Here is a 23,441-nt window from a genome sequence, read left to right as displayed (position 1 = left end):
ACATTTTATCCCGGCAGTACACCTTAGTCAGCGACATGAATACCGCGTGTGAATTACAATTCGATGAGACGCCGCACACTGATGCAGATCAGCAGGTGCCCGTGCTTATTAAGCTCTTTAATGACACGTTTTCCGACGCTTACGCAACCAAGCTGGTACTAGGCGGTGATGAACCAGTGTACTTGCCCGCTGGTCGTCCCTGTGCAGCCCTCAATTCTGCCAACAAGGCACTGTGCGAGTATCATCAGATTGTTTTTGCGCACGGTTATTTCTCCAGTGCGCTACACGAGGTAGCACACTGGTGTGTTGCCGGGGAAGCACGCCGGCAGTTGGAAGACTATGGCTATTGGTATTGCCCCGATGGCCGCAATGAAAAACAACAACGTGAATTTGAGCAGGTAGAAGTGAAACCCCAGGCGTTAGAATGGGCCATGACCATTGCCGCAAACCGCCGTTTTCAGGTCAGTACCGACAACCTGAACGGGGTGGAGCCAGACCGTCACGGATTTACCCGGCGGGTAAGGTCGCAACTCGTAACCTACCTGCAAACGGGTTTTCCCAAACGGGCCCAGATGTTTATTGACGCGCTTCGCGCTGAGTTTAACGGTCCGATACTCACCACACAGTGGCTGGATGAGGTGTATCCTGATGAATAACGCATTCCGACTTGGTGTCGTCATCAATCCCTATGCCGGTATTGGCGGCAGCGTGGGTCTGAAAGGCAGCGATGGCGCTGACATTCGCGACAAAGCACTGGCAATGGGGGCGGAAAAGCTCGCCAATCAGAAAATGGCCCGTGCACTTAGCGTTGTGCAGAACGCGGGTGGGTTCACCGTACTTACCGCTGGCGGCGAAATGGGCGAAGACTGTTGCAAGCAGTTAAATCTGCCGGTGGAGGTTATCTACCAACCACGTCAAACTCCCAGTAGTGCCGCTGACACCGAAGAGGCCGTGCGCGCCTTGGTTGATTCCGGTGTGGATTTGATTTTGTTTGCTGGCGGTGATGGCACGGCCAGAAACGTGTGTGCCATTGTAGGCGACAAAGTGCCTGTACTGGGCGTACCGGCAGGCTGCAAAATTCATTCTGGTGTGTATGCTGTCACCCCTAATGCCGCAGGAGAAGTGGTTAAACGCATGCTAAGCGGCGAATTGGTCAGTGTGCGGCAAGCCGAAGTCCGTGACATCGACGAGCAGGCGTTTCGAAAAGGCAAAGTGCAGTCGCAACATTTTGGCGAAATGCAGATCCCTGACGAACTAAGCTACGTGCAATCGGTTAAAATGGGCGGTCGCGAAGACGAGTCCCTGGTCCTCAATGATATTGCAGACTACATTAGCGAACTAATGGACGACGAACCTGACGTGTCGTTTGTCATGGGCTCGGGGTCCACAGTGAATCAGGTTATGGATACCCTGGGGTTGCCGAACACGCTACTGGGCGTAGACATTGTTAAGAACGGCGAGGTTATTGCTTCAGATGTAACGGCTCAGGCGTTGCTTGAAGCTGTCAGCAAGACGCCGGCAAGGCTGGTAATAACGGCTATTGGTGGTCAGGGCCACGTGTTTGGCCGGGGTAATCAACAGCTGAGCCCGGCGGTTATTCGCGCTATTGGCCGGGACAATATCTGGTTGGTGGCAACCAAGCAAAAACTTCAGCAGCTCGATGGCAGGCCTTTGCGTCTGGATACCGGTGACGAAAGCCTGGACAGCGCACTGGCCGGTATTATTCCGGTGATCACAGGGTACCAGGACAAAGTCTACTACCCGATTTTATAACCTATTTAACAGACACTCAGATATGCAGGAACAAGTTAAAGCCCCGGCGTCATTTGTACAACTGGTTGACGATATAGATGCCGCGCTGGATAACGTGGTAGACACCGGCAGCGATGACGCATTGTTTATAGCCAGTTACCTGCAGGGGCACTTTGCGGTTCAGGCGCGCAAACTCGAACTGGAGTCGCAAGCCAGTGCCCAGTTGTTAAACGAGCGAATGCAGGCAAGCTTATCGGCCGCGTTCGAAAACAAAGAACTAGAGGGGGAAGACCAGGTCGCTGTAACCGCATTATGGCAGCAGTTGATTACCCCGTATCAATAGTGGCAGTTTATTGCCGCTTTCGCCTCGCGCACAGGTGAAAAGGGAAACCTTATTCCTACATTACTACGTGTTTGGCCGCTCCGCTGCGGGCTTGGTGTGTAATCTGTATACCGCAACGCCAGCGCTTGGGCTTACTTAGCCAGCCTGACTAAGGATAAGTGACCAATAATTCGAATTGATTCTCACATATCCCATTCTTGGTGTAATTATTGCAAATCCCGGCTAAACGCGTTTAATTTTTGTTGCAGAGTGCTTAGCCATGCTTGTTTATTTCCGTTCAAAGAAGCCTTTAAACACTGTCATAACCTGGCGGTCAGTATTGGCAGTTCTGGCGTTGGCGACGACCGGTCTCGCCGGCTGTACCAACTCCCCTGAACCTAATATGGAACTGATTTCAGAGCAGGTGCCATTACCTGCTCTTGGTAATGTGGAGTATCACACCTATGTGCTGGCGAACGAGTTATTCGCAAACGTCGCACCGGCGCGTCAGGCACGTTATGCCGTAGCCGGTTTCGTGCCGGTGGATTCCATGGAATACGACGAGACTTTTCAGCATCCGCTGCAACTTTTAGGTCATCAATTAGAGCAAGGCATGCTTACCGAAGCCACAAAACGTGGATTTGTCGCTCAAGAGTTTAAGCTTTCGAACGATATAATAATCAGTGATAAAGCCGACCGAGTGCTTACGCGCGACATCGACCAGCTGTCTGCACTCGACCGGGTAGACTATTATATTACCGGCACATTGGTGTACCAGGAAGCCGGGGCGATGGTAAATGCCCGCATCATTAACGCGCGCACACGGGACATTGTGGCTGCCGCAACCCGGTTTTTTCCGGCTGAATTATTCTGGCAGCAAGAGCAGGTCACCACCCGTAATGGCCGGCTGTACCGAACTGAGAACAAAGGGTAACGAACATGCGTAAGGTATTGGAAATAAGCAGTTTACTGGCAGCGTGTGCCTTGAGTGGGTGCATGAGCACCGATGAGGACATGGCTGGCACAAGTGAACCCGTGATGGCGACATCGATGAATGTTGTTGATATTACCGCCGCTGATCGCATGTCACGAGCGCCCATGGCTGCAGACGAGGTTGATAGCTTTGGCGCAATTGGTCAACCGCCCTTGTACTCAAGTATTCAGGGCGCCTATAAGGGCAGACCGCTTACTAAACACATTGGCGATTACGTGAAGGCCCTCACCCAGGATCTGATTGCCAACATGGAATACGTTAGCAATAAAACGCCCGTCGGTGTGACGCACTTTGCGCTGCTGGATTCTGATTTACAGCAAACGAACTTGCTGGGCCAGCAAATGGCTGAGTCCTTTGTCCATGAACTGCATAAGTTTCGCATTCCTGTGATTGACTACAAAGCCACGGACTTTATTCGAATAACGGAAGAGGGTGACTTTGTGCTCACCCGGGATTACCTCGAGTTAGACGCCAGTTTGCCCATGGAATATGTGCTAACGGGCACCATGGCAAAGCATCAGGGCGGGGTAATGGTGAATGCACGCATTATAGGCATTCAATCTCGTGCGGTTGTAGCCAGTGCACAAATGCTTATTCCGTTTTATGTAGCCGATGCGCTGATTCCCAGTGATGGAAGTGAGCGCGGCAGAATGCGGGATGGTGTTAAATTAAGCCGGGGTTAGTCATGCGCAAATGGGTGTTAGGTGCAATAGTGTGTAGCGGATTGACCGGCTGTGCGAGTCAGTCGGACTCCGGCTATTTTTGGTTTGGTAAGGAAGATGCGCCACCGTCTGTGCGAGAGCAGGTGCGTCCACCTCAGGGAAGCGGGCTGGAATATCGCCCGGACTCGCGCGATATTGAAATGTACCGCGACAGGTTGCCATCACCCGGCTACCAGGACCCGCTTCAAACCGGCTATACACCCGATATTACCCACAAGGCACTCAACGACTACGCCGAACAATTGGCGATGTCGCTGATGGACGGCGCTGTTTTGCTCAACACCGAAGAACTGATTGGTGTAGCGAGTTTTGTGCGATTCAATCACTCTTTGCGTGAATCAACGATACTGGGCAATCAGTTGTCTGAATACCTGATCCACGAGCTGCAGCAGTATGGGTTGGGTGTTGTCGATTTTAAACTATCGCGCACACTGGATGTGACCGAGCACGGCGATCTCGCGCTGACAAGAGAAGGTCAACGACTGGCTAAACGTTTGCAGATGGACCATATCCTTACCGGTACATTGGTTGAGTTACCCCGTGGAGTTAACGTAAATGCGCGTATCGTCGCGGTAGATCAGCAGCGTGTTGTTGCCAGTGCGAATATCTTTATTCCGTCGTTTGTGGTGACATCTCTGGTGCCGACCGGCCCGGTTGCCAGCGAGTAACGACTTGAACAGTTACTAAAGCCTCACATCGTTATCGACTAATTACACTTTCGGGATCTGAAGATCCCGTTTTTGTTTTTAGTAAAGCAAAACCCTGCCTGCTTCAATAATTTAGAGTCTATCGAAAACAGCAGTATCGCTCTGGTCTGGCTTAAATACAATTGCAGCATCACGTCGGTGCTGTTCGTTCTTTCAGTATGATGAATCGCAAAGAGAGGAAAATTAGCGCTAAGAGCGAAAAGTGGACTTAAAAGAGAACAGCCATTGTCATCCGCTTCAGACAAATAGAGGGAGCCCCGTTTTTGCTACTTCGGATTTGTGACTAATTTGAACATCCATACTAATTTCAAGTTTTCTAACGCTGATTGATAATTCCAGTCTAACAAGAGTAGTAGCGGCTTATTTTTTATACTATCTTAACAAAAAATAAATTCCCTTCGGAATAATTAAAGCGGGTATATGGAACATGTCAGAACGTTTAACACTAATCGTCATCGTATTACTTTTAAGTTTCGGATGTAAATCCACGCTTACTGAGATAGATAGAAAGCTTATCGCAGCATCTATAACAAACAAAGAAGCTGTGATGTTAGCACTAGATGACGGCGCAAACGTTGATGCTGTAGATGAAAACGGCGATGGTGCGATTTACAACGCTACGTCTAGTGGCAGGTTAGATATTGTTAAGTTACTTGTTGAAAATGGAGCTTCCTTTCAGAAACCACGGAAATCCATGTTCAGAGAAACATCTGTTTTACATATTGCAAGCCAAAATGGTGACTTAGCTCTTATAGAATTCTTTTTAGACAATGGAATGAATATAAACATGACTGTAGATGGTGAGACCCCGTTACTTAAGGCAGTTTCAAGCAACAGAGTGGACGCAGTAAAATATTTGATTGCTAAAGGTGCTGATGTAAATGGAAATCCAAAGAAGGCAGGAATGCTCCCATTGCATGAGGCAGCCAAGCTAGGGAACTTAAATATGGTATGGCTACTTTTCAACGCAGGGGCTAATATCCATATTAATCAAGGAACTTACGGTACTCCACTTTACCAAGCTGTTATAAACGGCAAAATAGAAATAGCTAAGCAACTGATTGACTTAGGGGCAAACGTAAATGCATCTATTGACGCGACCTACAGGCATAAAAGATATTTTTACGACGTAACGCCATACGATATGGCGTTATTTGAAATCAAATGGCTACAGCAATTTCTCGTGAGACAGCCTAACGTTTCGGAAGAAATTAAAAAGTATGAAAACTTAATCGAATATATTGATTTTGTTGGAGGAAAAGCACTAGCTCACGAGCGACATGAAGAAAGAATAAAAGAAAAGGCTAGGAGAAGAGAACTTTGGAGCAATATTGGTACAACTTTGGGGGAAACGTTAAAGGCGACAGCGATTGCACTTAACTCAAGTGAGTTCCAGAACGCGGTCATACAAATAAGTCATTCTGCTAGTCAAGAAGACGCACCTACCTCAAATTCTAACGTTACATCCACTAATAATGCGGGAATCCGTAACGAAAATTACAATAATCAGGAGTCACAAACTGCGACTTTGGAAATAAACCAATCAGTAAACCAAAATTCAGTATCGAACCCTAATCGTAACCCTGGTCAGAGTTTTAACGGCGTGGCTAAAACATCTTCGATAGGCAGCCACGATACGGGTTTATGTGAGTATCTAAAAGGACAATCAGAAATTGACCACAAAGCTTATTTAGCTGAGGTTAACGAAAAGAGAGAGACCACCGACTTCTCAAAGATAGAAGAAGCAAGGGAGTTTGATCGGTTTTACGCTCAAAAAACCGAAGAGTATAACGCAAAGGTCAGACGAATGTGTCCGGGGATAGATAGTGAAAGCAGTGCTGCAGTTCAATGATTTTATCTCATAGTTTTAATGGATTGGAGTCAGTCTTCAAATTAGACGTTAATCCACTCGAATTTCAGCCAAATTCCGCAGCAAATAAATACTATTAAGATTTAAAATGAGCTATGTCCGCTTCTGACCAAAAGCGTTCACCGCTACGACTAATCAGATTCCGATTTTGTTATCAGCCTCAATATCATTGAGGCTTTTTCTTCATCTCTCGTAACATGAAGCGCTCAGGTGCCAAAGCCTGAAGTAAAACCTCTTCCATCGGCAAGGGTTCACCACACCATTGGCTTGCCAGTATTTCGGCCATTAGTGGGGCAGTCGTTAAACCTCTGGATCCTAAACCGGTTAATACGGTAATCGTTTGTTCGCTGGTGTTAAGCGGATAATCTGCTGGACGGAAACCTTTGTAAAGTTGCTCGTAGCGATGGGTAAGGGTGTCCGGCGAAATAACGGCACCTACAACAGGCTGGTGGTCTGCAACTCCCATTCGGATCGATGCGCGCGCGGTATAGTCATGCTCAATATTCTGTGCCCACGGGTAATCTGCCATGGCTTTCGCGTGGGTTGCCAGGTTTTGTTCACTTTCTTCACGACGCGGTTCACAGGTAATATCCTCTTTTACATAGGTAGACCCCAATGCTAACCGACCTTGCCAGGCGGGTGTCATATACCCTTTGTGACACAACACCGTGCGCAGTGAATCCAACGGCGCGTGCTCTGCAATTGCTTCAACCTGACCGCGAACAGGGCGAAGCGGCACATGCGAAAGCACACTTTGTTCTATGCTGTGATGACCACAGGCCAGGACGGCTCGTGAAAACGACCATTGCTGGCCTGACTGTTTGGCGGTCACGAGAGCTCTATTCTCATTGGTAGTGACATCTACCGGGCAGTCGTAATTCTCGGTTAGTAACCCTGTGCTTCTTGCCAGTGTTAATTGAGCATTGACCAGTTCTTGTGGGCTAATCCAGCCGCCAAGGGGGCAGAATAAGCCGCCTTGCTGCATTGGTATACCCGCGAGTGCAGAGGCTTCATCCTTTGTAACAGGATAGATTATCTGTTCTGGCCAGAGCTGCTTGCTGACCAGTTTCTGTTGTCTCGATGCGACTTCATCGTTAAATGCCAGCAACAATACGCCGCAGGGGGCCTGAGTAAAAGTGACGCCTTGTTCAGCCAGTTGCTGATAATACCGTGAGGCAAATAAAAAGCTGTGAGCCTGAATGCGGGCTGGAGGACTAAAACTAGCCTGAAGCTGCGGGTAAAAGCCGCCCTGACGATTGCCTGATGCGCCGTCTGCCGGCTCTGGCGCTTTGCCAAACAGCGTGACCGGGATCCCACGTTTACACAGCGCTAATGCAATACTGCTACCGGCTAAACCAGCACCGATAACCGCAACAGTATCGTCGTTGCCAAGCGACGTATCCGGGTAGCGGTAGTGCCAGGGTTGATGTGTTCGCAGTGTCGGCGCGTCGGTAAGAATCCCTGTTAGCATGTCGCGCTTACGGCCGAATCCTTTGCGCTTTTCAATTGTAAAACCCGCTTCTTTTAAACCGCGTTTTACCACGCCTGCCGCCGTAAAAGTGGCAAAACCAGCACCGGGTTTACTCAATCTGGCCATTTGTGAAAACAGTGCGTCAGTCCACATGTCCGGGTTCTTGCTAGGGGCAAACCCGTCTAAAAACCAGCTGTCTACCAAGCCGTCTTTCGGGCAATGCCAGCAAGGTAACAAGTTGTGGACGTCACCCAACCACAAATCCAGTTGCGTATGCCAGCGTTCAAACTGAAGTCGATGACAACCGTTTAACATAGGCGGATACTGGGCTACCAATGTGTCGACAAGAGGCGCAACGTCAGGAAAAACCGAGAGTGCCCGGGTTAAGTCGCTGGCGGCGATTGGAAACTTTTCGGTACTGAGAATATGCAAGCGTTTCAGCGGGTGGTCAGGATTTGCATCTCGGAATCTGGCAAATGCCAGCATAGCCACCAGGCAGTTCAAACCAGTACCAAAGCCGGTCTCTGCAATCACATAATGAGGCTGAGTGCAGGCTTGCCAACGCGCGGCAATATCATTGCCTTGCATGAAGACATGTTCGGTTTCCTGAATGCCACTGTCATTGGAGAAATAGACGTCATCAAAGGCATCGGCAACAGGCGTGCCCTGATCGTTAAAATGTACATTTGCGGATCGCAATGGTTCTGTCATGAAGCGGTCAAACTATGCCAATAAAATTGCGCGGTATCATACCAGCAAGCGCTTTTCGGTTCACTGTTCCAATACAATGTCATCGACTACACTTGAACATACCAATAATCTACGTAGCATAGGGCGCAGATAAAAATAACCTGTGGAATGAAATTGCGAAGGGTTGGGGCAAAAGAGCAGACCACTTAGCAAATGAAAATCGTTACCATAGGCGCGTTAACGCAAAAGGATAATTATGAGAAGAGCAGTTATTACCGGGCTGGGCATCGTATCCAGCATTGGCACAAATCAACAAGAAGTTACCGCCTCATTAAAAGAAGGTAAGTCTGGGATCACTTATTCTGAGCAGTTTGCAGAAATGGGACTGCGGAGTCAGGTATGGGGCAATATTGATATTGACCTTAAAGAACACATCGACCGCAAAGCAATGCGCTTTATGGGCGATGCTGCTGCTTACGCTTATGTGGCCATGCAACAAGCCGTTGAAGACAGCGGCCTGGAAGCGTCTGACATTTCGAATATCCGCACTGGTATTGTTGCGGGTTCAGGTGGCGCGTCATCTGACAATCAGGTGGCCTCTGCTGACATTTTGCGTGAAAAAGGTGTCAAGCGCGTAGGTCCTTACATGGTACCTCGCTGCATGGGCTCTACCGTTTCTGCGTGTCTGGCAACACCGTTTAAAATTTTGGGTGTTAACTATTCAATTTCTTCAGCGTGTGCAACCAGTGCGCATTGTATTGGTAACGCATTAGAGCTGATTCAACTGGGTAAACAGGACATTGTATTTGCCGGTGGTGGTGAAGAATTGCACTGGGCACTGTCTTCTCAGTTTGACGCAATGGGCGCACTGTCTACCAAGTATAACGACAACCCGGCTGTGGCATCGCGCACGTACGATGCGGATCGCGACGGATTCGTCAGCAGTGGCGGCGGCGGTATGGTCGTGGTTGAAGAGTTGGAACACGCGCTGGCACGTGGTGCAAAAATCTATGGCGAAATCGTAGGGTACGGTGCTACCTCTGATGGTTACGACATGGTTGCCCCGTCAGGTGAAGGCGCAATCCGCTGTATGCAAATGGCCATGCAGGGCGTAGAAGGTCCAATTGACTACCTGAACACGCACGGCACGTCAACGCCGGTTGGCGACGTAAAAGAGCTAGCCGCGATCCGTGAAGTATTCGGTGATAAAGGTGTACCACTGGCGTCAACGAAGTCACTGACGGGTCACGCGCTGGGTGCGGCTGGTGTGAACGAAGCCATTTACAGCTTATTGATGATGCAAAACAACTTTATTGCGCCATCTATCAACATCGACAACCTGGACGAAGCGGCACAAGGCCTGGATGTAGTAACGTCTACGCGTGAAGCTCAGCTTAATACCATTATGTCGAATAGCTTCGGCTTCGGTGGCACTAACGCCACCCTGGTCTTTAAGCGCTACAGCTAAGACACATCAAGGTTTAAAAAAGCGCCCGCTACACAGCGGGCGTTTTTGTGTTTGAGACAGAAAATTTATCGCCCCACAAGCCGCTTTGCTATACACTTCGCGGTCATGAAAATACGTTTCGAAAACTCCATGCCGCTGGCTGCGGACTACTTAAATGCGTTTGGCTCTGCCGAAGGGTTCGAATCGGGTACTTTAACGCCTGAAGATCTGGTAGATGTTGATGTGCTGGCCGTGCGCTCGACCACTAAAGTGAATGCCGATTTACTTAACTGCGCCAACCGGTTAGCGCTGGTTGCTACAGCAACCGCCGGGTATAACCACATCGATACGCAATATCTGCAGCAGCAGGGTATTTACTGGACGTCAGCTGCAGGGTGCAATGCGCAAGCAGTAGCTGAATATGTATTGAGTGTACTGGCAAACGCACATCTTTCGAATAAGCTGGATTTGCACACTGCCACCGTGGGTATAGTGGGCGCCGGGCACGTCGGGACTGCGCTATCGGGGTTACTTGATGCTCTCTCTGTCCGCTATAAGCTTTACGACCCGCCGCTTCAGGAAGCGGGTGACACAAGAACATTTGCTGACTGGCAATCTATAATAGCGTGCGACGTGATCACGCTGCATGTACCGCTGATAACCGGTGAATATTTTCCTACCGAACACATGATTGATGCTGCTGTGCTAGCGCAACTGAATGCACAACAGCTACTCATTAACGCATGCCGTGGTGAAGTGATTGATGAGGCCGCGCTAAAAAACCGATTGTTAAGCGAGAATGCGCCAACGGTAGTGTTGGACGTGTTTAACAATGAGCCCGGTATCGATCAAACATTGTTGCCGTTGATCTGGCTGGCGACGCCTCACATTGCAGGACACAGCATTGAAGGTAAATTGCTGGGAACACAGCGTGTTTATGAGGCCGTGTGTGAGCTCCAAGGCTCGACGCCAGAATTAACACTGGATGATTTTATAGCGCCACCGGATGCGGTTGAACTGCCAGCGTTGGATAGTTCGCCTGAAAGTGCGCTCTCACTGGTACTGAAAGCCATATTAAGTGTGTATGATATCAGTGAAGACGATCGCGATTTTCGACAAGGGTTGGCAGATCAGGTCGCGTTTACGTTTATGCGCAAGCATTACCGCGTTCGCCGCGAATTAGCCGGCCATCAGGTGGTGGCACACAGCCCCTTGCCGCAGGCGGCGATTGCCATGCTGAATGCATTGGGTATGCATCCAAAAACCGTTTAATATTTACAAAGTTAGAAATACAGGAGAATACACTGTTATGTCACAAGCCTTTAACGTAGCCGTGCTGGGCGCCACAGGTCTGGTTGGTCAAACCATGATCGAGCTGCTGGAGCAACGGAAATTCCCGGTTGCTGAACTGTTTCCACTTGCGAGTTCTCGCTCAGCAGGCGGCACCATTACGTTTAAGGGCGAGGACATCGAAGTACTGGATGCCGAAAGCTTTGACTGGACACAGGTTCAGTTTGCGTTTTTCTCGGCGGGTGGCAGTGTGTCTGAGAAATATGCGCCCTTAGCAGCTGACGCCGGTTGTGTTGTTATCGATAACACGTCTCAGTTCCGCTACGAGCCTGATATCCCGTTGGTTGTGCCTGAGGTCAATGCCCATGCACTGGCAGACTTCCGCAATCGCAATATCATTGCTAATCCGAACTGTTCGACAATTCAGATGCTGGTAGCATTAAAACCGTTGCATGAAGCCTTCGGCATTGAACGCATCAATGTGTGCACCTATCAGTCGGTATCGGGAGCCGGTAAATCTGCGCTTGAAGAACTGGCCACGCAAACCGCAGGGCTTATGAATTCCCGTGAGATTACGCCAGAAGCATTTAGCCGTCAGATTGCCTTCAATGCGATCCCGCAAATCGATGTGTTCATGGACAATGACTACACCAAAGAAGAAATGAAAATGGTGTGGGAAACCCAGAAAATCATGGGTGACGAAAGTATTTTAGTGAACGCTACCGCAGTTCGGGTGCCGGTATTTTACGGGCATGGCGAGGCAATTCACATTGAAACCCGCATGCCAATCGACGCCGAAGCCGCTAAACAGTTGCTGGCAGATGCGCCGGGTATCAAGCTGTACGAGTCGCGCGAGGACTTCCCAACGCAGGTCGGCAATGCCAGTGGCAATGATTTAGTTCACGTGGGTCGCGTGCGCAATGACATTTCACATCCGTCGGGTTTAAACCTCTGGGTAGTGTCAGATAACATTCGCAAGGGTGCGGCTACCAACAGCGTGCAAATTGCCGAAGTGTTGATTCGCGACTACCTTTAAACGTAACTCGCTGACAAATTTAATAAACTTATAGCAAGCTTGGTCGATAATACACTTAAGCTTGCTGTGCACACCGCTTCAGCATCGCCTGCAATGCTGCTGTTGCAGGGGGCTGGTGTGATAGCCAAACAGGTAAAAGGCTCGGGCTTTTGCTGTCTGGGAGCAACATTCCCTAGATCGACCCGACCAACTGGTTTATATTTTGTGTATAACGCAGTGAATGGTATACACCAACACGCTGCCAAAACATGAACAGAGCAAGGTAAAGGCATTTGCTGGCGCTAGCGAAGCCTGTACCACCCAATAAACCAGGGCGATTGCCAGAATAACAACAAACTCACTCAGTTATTCATTGAACACTGAGTGCGCGAGTGCAGATTGACTTGCTGTGATACTGCGCGACGCTTGAGGGCATAAAGGAACGCTATGAAATTGCATTTAACGGGTTGGTTACTACTAATAATGCTATGCGGCATTGTTAGCGACCCCGTTTCAGCGCAAACCACACCGCTTCGTGGGCCAAAAAATGCTACCGACCAATTCTCTGGTGCGGTATACGGCCCAATTGACTCTCAGGATACTCTGTGGCGCATTGCTAATCGTTACCGTCAAAATCAAAACCTGACGATATATCAGGTGATGGTGGCCATTTACGAACTGAATCCCGATGCGTTTGAACAGCAAAATTTAAATCTTATGGTAGATGGGGCAACCCTCAAGCTGCCTTCCGACCGTTACATCGCGCGAATCGATCCCACAAAAGCACGCTTAAAAGCAGAAGCTGATGACGCCGCCTGGGCGAGAATGGAACCCCGGCCGGGTGATAGTCTGAATAACCTCAAGCCGCCGGTGCCGCTTGTTAATCAGGAAGATCTGACCCAGACTAAATCCGAGTTAGAACAGCAACTGGTGCAAATCGACCAGTCACAAGCGCGTCAGTTTGAAGAGTTACGCAATCAGTTTGCCGCATCAATCGACAGTGTTCAGGCGTTACTCGACGATAACCGGAAACTGTACGACCGTATCGAAAAAATAAATACCGATTTGGAATCGCTTCGCGGTCGGGTAGACGACGAAGTGGAAACCAAGGTCGAAGAACAACTGGCACTTCAACGTGAATTAAAAGAAATCCTGCTGAGCGATCGCGCAGCTAAACAAGCTGAGCAGGAAAATTCTATCGCGGCCATGCTTACCAGCCCCATGGCGCTAATCGCTGGTACTGCTTTGTTAAGCCTGTCATTTATTGCCGGCCTGGCGGTATGGTTGATGAAGCGTAAGTCATCACCTGCTGAACCCGGGGTGAAATTGCCTGAGCAACCGGCGCCAGAAGTCGATGAAAGTATTGCTGACCTGTCCACGGCCATCGAAAGCGATATCGACGACAATGAACTCTCCGATGAAGAGTTGTTTAACGACGACGATTTACTCGACGACGTGCTGTCGACAGAGTTGGAGTCTTCATTAAATGAAGATGAATCATTTGCTGATCTAAACGATGACATGCTGGTACCTGACGAAGGCTCGGATCCATTTGAGGAAGGTGACAGTGAGCTGGACCAGGACGAACTGGACAGTTTGTTCGATGACGAATTTGCCGATGATGCCGACGACGATGCCATAGACCTTTCCGCCGACGATGACTTACTGGACGACTTCGAGTCTGAGCAACAGGCTGCGGACTTAGGTGAATTAAACGATGTTGAGGATGGCGAGTCACTGGCAGGGGAAGAAGATCAAACCAGCGACGAAGAGTTAGCGGCCCTGCTTGAAGATCCTGAACAGGTCTACAAAACAGAAGAAAATGAAGAGGTGTCAGATGATGACATCGACGATATCCTGGCTGATAACGCCGCAGATGACGATTTTGATATCGACGATATCGATGCGTTGCTGGATGCAGAACAAGCGCCTGCACCTGAGCCTGAGCCAGAAATTGAACCACAATCAGACATTGATGAACTTGATGAGTCTGATGACGATATTGCCGCTGTACCGATTGAAAGTCCGGTTGATGATGAAGACGACGATAAGCCGGAAATTTCGATCGATGATTTGTTGGAAGAAAACCAACCAACAGAGGAAGACAAAGCCGCTTTACCAGTAGACGACGGCCCGGTTAGCGAAGAGATGCTGGGCAAGCTGGATGAGGAAATTTCCCAGCAGTCACAGGCTTTGGACCGCTTAACTGACAGCATAATCAGCGAAATTGACCAGATTGAAATGATGGGCGACCTTGCCGGCGATCTGGATGATGAAGACCTCGACGAGGATGTCATCGACAATCAGGAGCAAACCGATACCGAAGCAGAATCGAAACTGCAAAGCATTGACGACATTACTGACGACCTCGATGAAATCAATATCGATGACATTGAGAATGCGGATGTGTTTGAAGATCCGTTGTCCGACGAGCTGCTGGCCGAATTGGAAGCAGAGTTACCAGAAGACGATGAACTGGACGTGTCGCCATTGCCGGAAGCACCGGCAGATGATGTGGATGAGAGCAGTTTTGACGAAGATGTTTCCGACGATTTGACCGATGAACTGTTACAGGAGCTGGGCGAGTTCGAGCCAGAGCCAGACTCTGAACCAGATTCAGAATCAGAAGCAGAGTTAGCATCTGAAGCGACGGTTGATCCTGATGCAAAGGTCGAAGTTGAGGACGATTTCGACGATTCACAACTGGATGACCCGCTAACCGATGAGCTGCTGGCTGAACTTGACGCTGAGTTAGAAGACGCCGACGACCTTGCCGATTCAGACCAAGCATCGGCTGACGAAAGTGAACAAGACGCCGTCGACACACTGGACGATGCGCCGGAAAACATCGAAGATGACATGCCGGAAGACTCGCTGACCGACGAGTTACTGGCTGAGCTCGAATCATCAGAAGACGACATGGCGTTATCGGTAGAAGCAGATAACGAGGTCACATCGGAGAACGCTGAAGAGCTGGCAGATGACGATGCTCTAACCGACGAATTACTCGATGAGTTAAACGCGCAGGCTGAAGAAGCGACATCAGATGAATTAGCGTCAGAAGACGAGCTCTCTGAAGAGGTGCTCTTAGAAGAGCCCGCCGCGGACGCACTCAACAATGACGCAGAGGCTCTATCAGACACTCTGCCAGAGACTGAAGACGTAACTGAGGATGCGCTGGAATCAGAAGAGTTTGACGTGGAATCTGAGCCAGAAGCAGATTCAATATCAGACATTGACCCAGAATCAGATGCCGAAGCCGAAAATCAGGCTGATGAGGCTGATGAAGCTGAAGAGGACCTGACTAAAGCTATTCTGGAAGAGCTCGACGAACTCGACCGTGCTGATGCGCTGGCAGAAGAGCAGGCAGAGGCCCAAGTAGATAGCACTGAACCCGAAACAAACGATCTGGCCGACGAAGGTCTTGAAGACGCTGAATCTGACGTAGATGACGATGCGCTAACAGGCGAGGCCGCCTTTGAAAAAGCATTGGCAGATTTCGACAAGCAAATGATGGACGACATCCCGTCATTTTCTGAACAGGCTGAATCGGGCGAAACACCATCAGACGATGGCTTCGATGATGATCTGCTGGGACAGGCTCTGGACGATTTTGAGAAAGAAATCGACAGCTTTGAACTGGAGCAGGAACAGGACGGCGTATTGCCAGACGCTGCGTCAAAAGAACAGCGCGATTCAGTCGATATTGATGAACTCGAAGATGTCCCTGGACTGGACGACTGGCTAACGGAAGGTAGCAGCGGCGAAGAAGCGGCTATTCTGGATGAACTCGACAACAGTGAGTTTGACGAATTACTCGGCGCTATCGACAGTGAAGAGCCTGAAGATAAAGCGCTGGAAGACTTCAAACTGGACAATCCGGATTTGGATTTGCAGGCACTGTTCAGCGAAGAAGCAACCGAAGCACCGGCGAGTGACGTTACTGACGACGCGTTGACCGAAACGGATGCAGAAGACAGCGCTGAATCCGATAATCCCATTGATGCTTCTATAGAAGACGATTTTGTGGATGTGGAAACGCTAATGGCTGAGTCTGATGCTACGGAAGAGGACGAAGCGGAGCGAGAGCTGGATTTAGATGTCAGTTTGTCAGAATTCAGCGGCGTAAGCGACGACGATGATGTATTTGATATCGACAAAGACGCAGGCCAGAATGCAAATCTTGATCTAGCTCGGGTTTACATTGAAATGGACGACCCGGAAGCCGCCAAAGAGTTGCTCGAAGAAGTGATGGATAAAGGCTCCGACAATCAAAAAGCGGAAGCAGAAAGCTTGCTTAAAACACTCAGCGCATAGCCGGGCATTGCAGCAGTTCAAATAGGCTGAATATCTCAGGCCCTGAACAACTTGCCTGAAACAGCACCACACAATGTAAGATGGTCCGAAAGGCAGAACGCGATTCGTTCTGGCATCGGGCCTTTTTTCTGGCCGGTGCATTTCACCGTAGTTAATCCATACCGAACTACATTCGGCCTACACTGCAAAGCCTTCTGATAGAACCCCATGTATAGGTTGTTTGTATACACTACCTAAAAATGGCTATTTTACGGCCGGGTATTCCCATCGCACACTTGGTTTCATTGATTGTTTTAAGAAGTGTTGAATCATGAAATTATTGCGTAAATACGGAATTCAAACCATTTTTGTATTGGTACTGAGTCAGTGTTGGCTGGTGAATGCTGGGGAAAGGGAAATTACACAGCGCGTCAGTGCCAGAGTGATCGTTGACAACGACTTTGCCGGCGATCCGGATGGGTTAGCAGCGTTAGCCCACCAGTTACTCAGTAAAAAAACGGAAACGGTGCTAATTACTGTATCGGGTTTAGATCCTGAATTAGCGAAATTTAGTTACCGGGATAGGGATACCGCGGTGGCAGGCGCGCAAAAAGCGAATAAGTTACTGGCTTTGCTAGGGACTAAAGAGGTGCCCGTTGCCCCGGGTTATGACTTGAATAGTCAGGAACATAATGAACCATCTAATGCTGCTAAAGCTATTGTGCAAGCGGCTATGCAAGACAGTGATTTACCCTTATTTTTCACCTGCGGCGGGCCACTGACTAATCTTGCCGAAGCACTAAAACTTGAACCTGCAATCGCTCAGCGCATGACCCTGATATGGATTGGCGGTGGTGATTATCCGACGGGAGAGCCGGAATACAATCTCATGACCGACCTCGACGCGGCAAAGTACGTGTTTGAACAGAGCACGGTGCCAATTTGGCAAATTCCGGTTAGTACATACCGTCAGATGCAATATTCGGTGGCGGAAATGGCCATCGATTTCAAACCTGTATCGCCGACTGCAACCTGGCTATATGAACAATATACACACTTACCTCCGTTTGTAGACATGGGCGGCGCGCTGACTATGGGCGATCACCCACTAGTTACACTGAGTGCTCTGTCTGTACAAAGCAGCCAAAGTGACACAATGGCGTCAAGGGTCATCAATCCTGACGGCAGCTATGGAAAAGAACGGGTGGAACGCCCGATTCGAGTATTTCGCTCAATAGATGCCAGGCTAACGTTTGCTGACTTTTTGGCGGTGATGAAGCTGAATAATACAAAGTCATGAAGTATGCAGACGCTCTGGCTAAACCTCTGTCGCATGGCAACAGAAAGTTGTCGACGGATACTTTGTTTTCTTTGCGGGATCTGATACCACTATGCTGACGCGCTAACGCTAACTTCGCATAAGGTAAATGACAAAAATGAAAACAATGAAACGGCCACTGGCAGCGGCACTGTTGGGAATGGCAGGCGTGCTCTTTTCAGCAAGTAGCTTTGCGGCATTGAGTGAAAAGCAGATTTCCGTAATGGACGCAATAAAGACCGAAGTAAAGCAAGATACGCTGTCTTATTCGTTGATTGAGTCCCTGACTACAGAAGTCGGGTCACGTATGGTGGGAACACCCGGCGCTGATCTCGCTACAACATGGGCTGTTAACAAGCTCAAAACACTGGGCTTCGACAAAGTCTGGATTGAGGAAAGTCAGGCTCAGCTGTGGCAACGCGGCGACCTAACCTTGCAAATTACCGCGCCATTTCCTCATAAAGTCGTCGGGCTGGCGCTGGGTGGCAGTGTGGGTACCGACGGCAAGCCCTTAACCGCAGAGGTGGTGCATTTCGCGGATCTTGCTGAGTTGCAAGCTGCCCCGGCAGGTAGCCTGAAGGGTAAAATTGCGTACGTCGGGTACAAAATGGAACGTCATATCGACGGCCACGGTTATGGAAAAGCTGTTGGCGCCCGTGTGGCAGGTGCTTCTGCAGCGGCAAGCAAAGGCGCTGTGGCCTTCTTGATGCGCTCTGTGGGTACAGACACCGACCGTATCGGCCACACTGGGGTAATGCGATACGATGAAAAGCATCCTAAAATTCCTGCGGTAGCTATTTCTAATCCGGATGCCGACTTGCTGGAAAACATGTTTACACGCAACCAACCCGTGTCGTTTACGATTACCACCAATGCTAGCGGCCCTACAGGGAAAACTGTGACCATTGCCAATGTAATTGGCGACGTTACAGGCAGCACGAAGCCAAACGAGTATGTCACGCTCGGTGCACACATCGATAGTTGGGATGTGGGTACCGGCGCTGTTGATGACGGCATTGGCATGGGGATTATCATGGCGGCAGGGCATTATATTGCTGAATTGCCTGAGCGTCCGGCTCGTACACTGCGCGTAATACTCTTCGCGGCAGAAGAAATTGGACTGGTGGGCGCAGAAGATTATGTGAAGCGCCACGCTGACGACATGTCGCAGCATGTCATGGGCGCTGAGTGGGACTTCGGCAATGGCGAAATTTATAAAATGGAGCCTGGCGTGGGGCCAACGGCGCTGAATGCCATACGTGATTTTGCGGAATATATTGCACCGATGGGGGTTGCCCTGGCCTCCACCAATACGGCCAAAGGTCAGTCCGACATGAGTCTACTGGGTAAAGCGGGCCAACCGGCGGTGAACTTTGCGCCCGATGGTCTGGATTACTTTGATTTTCACCACACCGAAAACGACACTCTGGACAAAGTAGACCAGGATGCACTGAAGGTTAATACCGCGATTTACACGCTGTTTGCCTACTTTGCGACAAGCAGCGATACGGATTTCAGAAAATAACCACATAAAACCCGCAGGGAAGGGCTTTTCTTCCCTGCAAAATTGCCCCTTCTACCGCCTTATAATACACTTACGCCCCCGTTTAATAATTGCTGTACACACATGACTCGAATTGCACTAGGTATTGAATATGACGGCGCACAACATTACGGCTGGCAACGCCAGCGTGAAGTGCCGAGTGTTCAGGAACATTTGGAAAAAGCCTTATCTACCGTGGCCAATACACCAATAGAAGTGCAGTGCGCTGGTCGCACCGATGCCGGTGTGCATGCAACAGGTCAGGTTGTGCATTTTGACTGTGATGCGGTACGTCCGCTCAAAGCCTGGACTATGGGCGTCAATGCTAATTTACCCTCGTCGGTGGCGGTGAAGTGGTGTGTGCATGTATCCGACGAGTTTAATGCGCGTTTTTCCGCCACGGGCCGACGCTATCGCTACGTCATCTACAATCACAAAATGCGCCCGGCCATTTTAGAGCAGGGTATAACGCATATACATCGCCCTCTGAATGAGCAACTCATGCATGAAGCAGCACAAGCTTTATTGGGTGAGCAGGACTTCAGTGCGTTTCGCGCTGCCCTGTGCCAGTCTAAAACGCCGTTTCGCAACGTTACCAACGTCACTGTGTCGCGCCATGGTGCCTTTGTGGTCGTCGATATCAGTGCCAATGCGTTTCTCCACCATATGGTACGCAACATTGTTGGTTCGCTGGTCGAGATAGGATCGGGGCATCAGCCGGTTGACTGGATAGCTACATTGCTGGCTGGTCGCGATCGTACGCTATCTGCGGCAACTGCGAAGCCAAATGGTCTGTATCTGGTAAAAGTGGATTATCCTGATGCGTTTGGTTTACCCGAGCAGCCACTTGGTCCGTTATTCCTGCCAGACTAACTTCTTAGACCAGTTTTACTTTTCGCTATTGCGTTGAATATGCTCTAATATGTCGCCATAATTCGGTAAAACCGATAGTTGTTAAAAATTCACCAATCCTGTGACGGCTGGCACTAAAAATCAGTAAAAAGCGTAGCAGTGACGGGCATAAAAAAGGAAATCTCTGGCATGAGCTGGATTCAAAAAATTCTTCCCAAAACACAAACGTCTACCAAAGGTAATGTACCTGAGGGGATCTGGACCAAATGCACCAGTTGTCAGGCTGTGCTGTACAAGCAAGAGCTGGATAAACTGCTGGAAGTGTGTCCCAAGTGTGACAATCACATGCGCATCAACGCGCGTAAACGTTTGGACGCGTTTTTAGATCAGGGTGACCGCAAAGAGCTAGCTTCAGAATTGGAGCCGCAGGACATTCTGAAGTTTAAAGATTCCAAGCGTTATAAAGACCGCATTACTGCGGCACAAAAATCCACCAACGAAAAAGACGCCCTGATTGTTATGCAGGGCAAACTGAAAGGCATGCCAGTTGTTGTGGCCAGTTTTGAATTTGCGTTCATGGGTGGTTCAATGGCATCGGTTGTTGGTGCGCGCTTTGTTGCCGCAGTAAATGCAGCTATCCAAAACAACTGCCCGCTGATTTGTTTCTCAGCCAGTGGTGGTGCGCGTATGCAGGAAGCACTTCTGTCGTTAATGCAGATGGCGAAGACATCAGCCGCGTTGGCGAAGCTGAGTGAAAAGGGCCTGCCGTATATCTCTGTGCTGACCGATCCTACTATGGGTGGTGTATCGGCGAGTCTGGCAATGTTAGGCGACATCAATGTTGCCGAGCCTAAAGCGCTAATCGGCTTCGCTGGTCCTCGTGTCATCGAGCAGACCGTGCGTGAGAAGCTGCCGGAAGGCTTCCAGCGCAGTGAATTCCTGCTTGAAAAAGGCGCCATCGACATGATAGTGGATCGCCGCGATATGCGTGACAAATTACACAGTGTATTAAGCAAACTGCACCGTCCGGACTAGCAGGCAGAGCCGCTATTCAATGACAATTCAACGCTCCCTTTCACAGTGGTTAGCGTACCTGGAGTCTATTCATCCAACAACGATTGATATGGGGTTGGATAGAGTAAAACAGGTCGCTAACGCGCTGCAGATTCACTTTGATTCCCGGGTCATTATTGTTGGTGGTACCAACGGTAAAGGCTCAACCTGTGCACTTATGGAACAAGCGCTGCTGCGCAATGGTCAGTCTGTAGGTGTTTACAGTTCCCCTCATTTACTGGATTACCGTGAACGTGTTCGCGTAAACGGTGACTTACCTGCTGAAGCGGCATTTTGCCGCGCATTTGAACAGGTAGAGGTAGCTCGCGGTGAAACCAGCCTGACGTATTTCGAATTTGGCACGCTGGCAGGCATGCTAATGCTGATGCAGGCAAATCTCGATGTTGTGATCTTAGAAGTTGGCCTGGGCGGGCGCCTGGACGCAACGAATATTGTTGATAATGACATTGCGGTGATCACCAGTATTGGACTTGATCATCAGGACTGGCTGGGTGATACCTGTGAGAAAATTGCCACCGAAAAAGCCGGCATTATCCGCGACGCGGGTAATGTGGTTATTGGTGAGCCCGAGCCGCCCGTCACGTTGGTTGAGGCGGTGAGAGAAAAGCAGGCTAATGCGCTGTGGCAAGGCAAGCAGTTCGCGATTGAAGAAGTAGAGCAGGGCCTACTGCTTATGCATCCGAACGGTCGAAAAATCCGTTTGCCAGATACCGTCATTCCGGCAAACAACGTGGCAACGGCATTTGCCAGTCTGCATCACCTTGGATACCACTTCGACGATGCTGCTATCGCTGAAGTGGTGGCCAATACACGTTTGCCCGGACGCCGGCAGCTTATTGCTAGTCAGCCAAACACCTACCTTGACGTGGGTCACAACCCTCAGGCAACCGAGTCACTGGCGGCCTGGCTGAACAAGCAGTCCTTTTCGTCCTTGCACATTGTCATTGCCATGCTCAAGGATAAAGCGTTAGCCCCTTCACTTGCGCCATTCGAAAACTTTCAGCCAAATTGGTATCTGGCTTCTACAGAAGGGCCGCGAGGACTTTCCGCCGAGGTATTAGGCAATGCGGTTCCAGCCGGACAGTCTCAACAGCAATTTGCTCACGTTGTAGACGCATTTCATGCCGCACGAAGCAAGGCGGCTGATGATGCACTAATTTTAGTGGTTGGATCGTTTCATACTGTTGCAGATATTTTAGCGTTACCGCACAATATACTAAAATAACGACAGGGTGAGGCAGTAGTGGCGTCAGCGTTACAAAACAGATTAGTGGGGACCGTGATACTGGTGGCAGTGGCTGTCATCTTTTTGCCTGATATGCTGGATGGCAAGAAAACTAGTAATCAGGACGTATTCGTGAATGTGCCACCTGCCCCTAATCAAAAGCCCATTGTGAACCCTGAACCGTTTCCCGCAGAGCGTGTTGCCTCCGCTACGCAACGCCCCATAGAAATTGTTAACGAGCCCGCACTGGACGACGAACCTGAACCTCAGGTAGCCACACCAGATGAAACCGTCACGGCCGAAGTCAGTTCAGCGGGTAATGATGATCTGGCACGACAAACCGTAGTTGAAGCCCCCGACGAAGCCAGTACTGGCAACAGCTGGGTCATTCAGTTAGGTAGCTTTCGTCATCAGAAAAACGTAAAGCAGTTGCTGGATAAGTTAGAAGATGCAGGTTACCGCGCGTTCAGTAAGCCCATTGTCACCAGTTCCGGCCCGCTCACTAAAGTCTTTGTTGGACCGAATTTGGATAAGAGTACGCTGGAGACGGCCATTCCTCATCTGCAGGAATTGACCGGTCTGAAGGGCAAAGTCACGACATTTAGCGTAAACAGCTAAGGATATTAAACCCGGTATTCACCGGGTTTATTTTTAGGGCCTGTAGGTCTTTGCTGTACAGCTTTTGGTCTAAATGAAAGCATTTTAATCGCGAAACAGCCCTGAAGGCATAGTTGTTCTACGTCAAAGGGCTGTGACAAAGAGTAAAATGCTTTCATAACGACCCCTTTGGGCTGTTGCAAAAGTGAACAGTGAAGATCTACAGCCCCAAATAAGTGTTTATAAAAACTGAAAA

Annotated in this window: 18 protein-coding genes; 17 read left to right on the top strand and 1 reads right to left on the bottom strand. The window is 49.6% G+C overall.

Annotation, left to right across the window (positions count from 1 at the left end):
- The first annotated feature begins 35 nt into the window (after positions 1-35).
- From BUB81_RS10010 to BUB81_RS09980, 7 genes are all read left to right on the top strand, one after another.
- Positions 36-656 carry an elongation factor P hydroxylase gene (locus BUB81_RS10010; protein WP_084526476.1) on the top strand — a complete coding sequence of 207 codons (621 nt, stop codon included), beginning with the start codon at positions 36-38 and terminating at the stop codon, positions 654-656.
- Positions 649-1,773, top strand: a complete 1,125-nt coding sequence (locus BUB81_RS10005; RefSeq protein WP_073322227.1) for an ATP-NAD kinase family protein — start codon at positions 649-651, stop codon at positions 1,771-1,773. Before BUB81_RS10010 ends, BUB81_RS10005 begins: the two co-directional genes overlap by 8 nt.
- 22 nt (positions 1,774-1,795) lie before the next feature.
- Positions 1,796-2,095, top strand: coding sequence for a YfcL family protein (locus BUB81_RS10000; protein WP_073322225.1), 300 nt, complete (start codon positions 1,796-1,798; stop codon positions 2,093-2,095).
- Between the two features lie 382 nt (positions 2,096-2,477).
- A complete protein-coding gene (locus BUB81_RS09995) occupies positions 2,478-3,008 on the top strand; it encodes a FlgO family outer membrane protein (protein ID WP_245819154.1) in 531 nt (176 codons plus the stop codon).
- 5 nt (positions 3,009-3,013) lie between these two features.
- Positions 3,014-3,751, top strand: coding sequence for a FlgO family outer membrane protein (locus BUB81_RS09990; protein ID WP_073322223.1), 738 nt, complete (start codon positions 3,014-3,016; stop codon positions 3,749-3,751).
- Between the two features lie 2 nt (positions 3,752-3,753).
- On the top strand, positions 3,754-4,458 hold the full coding sequence (locus tag BUB81_RS09985; RefSeq protein WP_073322220.1) for a FlgO family outer membrane protein: 705 nt from the start codon (positions 3,754-3,756) through the stop codon (positions 4,456-4,458).
- Positions 4,459-4,924: 466 nt separating this feature from the next.
- Positions 4,925-6,349, top strand: a complete 1,425-nt coding sequence (locus tag BUB81_RS09980) for an ankyrin repeat domain-containing protein (protein ID WP_073322217.1) — start codon at positions 4,925-4,927, stop codon at positions 6,347-6,349.
- A gap of 184 nt (positions 6,350-6,533) precedes the next feature.
- Here BUB81_RS09980 and mnmC read toward each other — a convergent pair whose 3' ends face one another.
- A complete protein-coding gene (gene mnmC / locus BUB81_RS09975; RefSeq protein ID WP_073322214.1) occupies positions 6,534-8,549 on the bottom strand; it encodes a bifunctional tRNA (5-methylaminomethyl-2-thiouridine)(34)-methyltransferase MnmC2/FAD-dependent 5-carboxymethylaminomethyl-2-thiouridine(34) oxidoreductase MnmC1 in 2,016 nt (671 codons plus the stop codon).
- A gap of 235 nt (positions 8,550-8,784) precedes the next feature.
- Here mnmC and fabB point away from each other — a divergent pair, with 235 nt between their 5' ends.
- From fabB to BUB81_RS09925, 10 genes are all read left to right on the top strand, one after another.
- The gene (fabB, locus tag BUB81_RS09970) at positions 8,785-9,996 is read left to right on the top strand and encodes a beta-ketoacyl-ACP synthase I (RefSeq protein ID WP_073322211.1); all 1,212 of its coding nucleotides are present in this window, start codon (positions 8,785-8,787) and stop codon (positions 9,994-9,996) included.
- Between the two features lie 105 nt (positions 9,997-10,101).
- Positions 10,102-11,247, top strand: a complete 1,146-nt coding sequence (locus BUB81_RS09965) for a 4-phosphoerythronate dehydrogenase (RefSeq protein WP_073322208.1) — start codon at positions 10,102-10,104, stop codon at positions 11,245-11,247.
- 37 nt (positions 11,248-11,284) lie between these two features.
- Positions 11,285-12,301: an aspartate-semialdehyde dehydrogenase gene (locus BUB81_RS09960; RefSeq protein ID WP_073322205.1), complete on the top strand. Its 1,017-nt coding sequence runs from the start codon at positions 11,285-11,287 to the stop codon at positions 12,299-12,301.
- Between the two features lie 426 nt (positions 12,302-12,727).
- Positions 12,728-16,597, top strand: a complete 3,870-nt coding sequence (locus tag BUB81_RS09955; protein ID WP_073322201.1) for a FimV/HubP family polar landmark protein — start codon at positions 12,728-12,730, stop codon at positions 16,595-16,597.
- Between the two features lie 310 nt (positions 16,598-16,907).
- The gene (locus BUB81_RS09950; RefSeq protein WP_084526425.1) at positions 16,908-17,876 is read left to right on the top strand and encodes a nucleoside hydrolase; all 969 of its coding nucleotides are present in this window, start codon (positions 16,908-16,910) and stop codon (positions 17,874-17,876) included.
- Between the two features lie 136 nt (positions 17,877-18,012).
- Positions 18,013-19,419, top strand: coding sequence for a M28 family peptidase (locus BUB81_RS09945; protein ID WP_073322198.1), 1,407 nt, complete (start codon positions 18,013-18,015; stop codon positions 19,417-19,419).
- 102 nt (positions 19,420-19,521) lie between these two features.
- On the top strand, positions 19,522-20,310 hold the full coding sequence (gene truA, locus BUB81_RS09940) for a tRNA pseudouridine(38-40) synthase TruA (RefSeq protein ID WP_073322193.1): 789 nt from the start codon (positions 19,522-19,524) through the stop codon (positions 20,308-20,310).
- Positions 20,311-20,478: 168 nt separating this feature from the next.
- Positions 20,479-21,324, top strand: a complete 846-nt coding sequence (gene accD / locus BUB81_RS09935; protein WP_073322190.1) for an acetyl-CoA carboxylase, carboxyltransferase subunit beta — start codon at positions 20,479-20,481, stop codon at positions 21,322-21,324.
- Positions 21,325-21,343: 19 nt separating this feature from the next.
- A complete protein-coding gene (folC, locus tag BUB81_RS09930) occupies positions 21,344-22,588 on the top strand; it encodes a bifunctional tetrahydrofolate synthase/dihydrofolate synthase (RefSeq protein WP_073322187.1) in 1,245 nt (414 codons plus the stop codon).
- An 18-nt stretch (positions 22,589-22,606) separates the two neighbouring features.
- The gene (locus BUB81_RS09925) at positions 22,607-23,206 is read left to right on the top strand and encodes an SPOR domain-containing protein (protein WP_073322184.1); all 600 of its coding nucleotides are present in this window, start codon (positions 22,607-22,609) and stop codon (positions 23,204-23,206) included.
- Positions 23,207-23,441: the final 235 nt, after the last annotated feature.

The organism is Marisediminitalea aggregata (genome assembly GCF_900129565.1).
In the GTDB taxonomy this organism is placed as follows: Bacteria; Pseudomonadota; Gammaproteobacteria; order Enterobacterales; family Alteromonadaceae; genus Alteromonas; species Alteromonas aggregata.
This window is presented reverse-complemented; position numbering and strand designations above follow the sequence as displayed.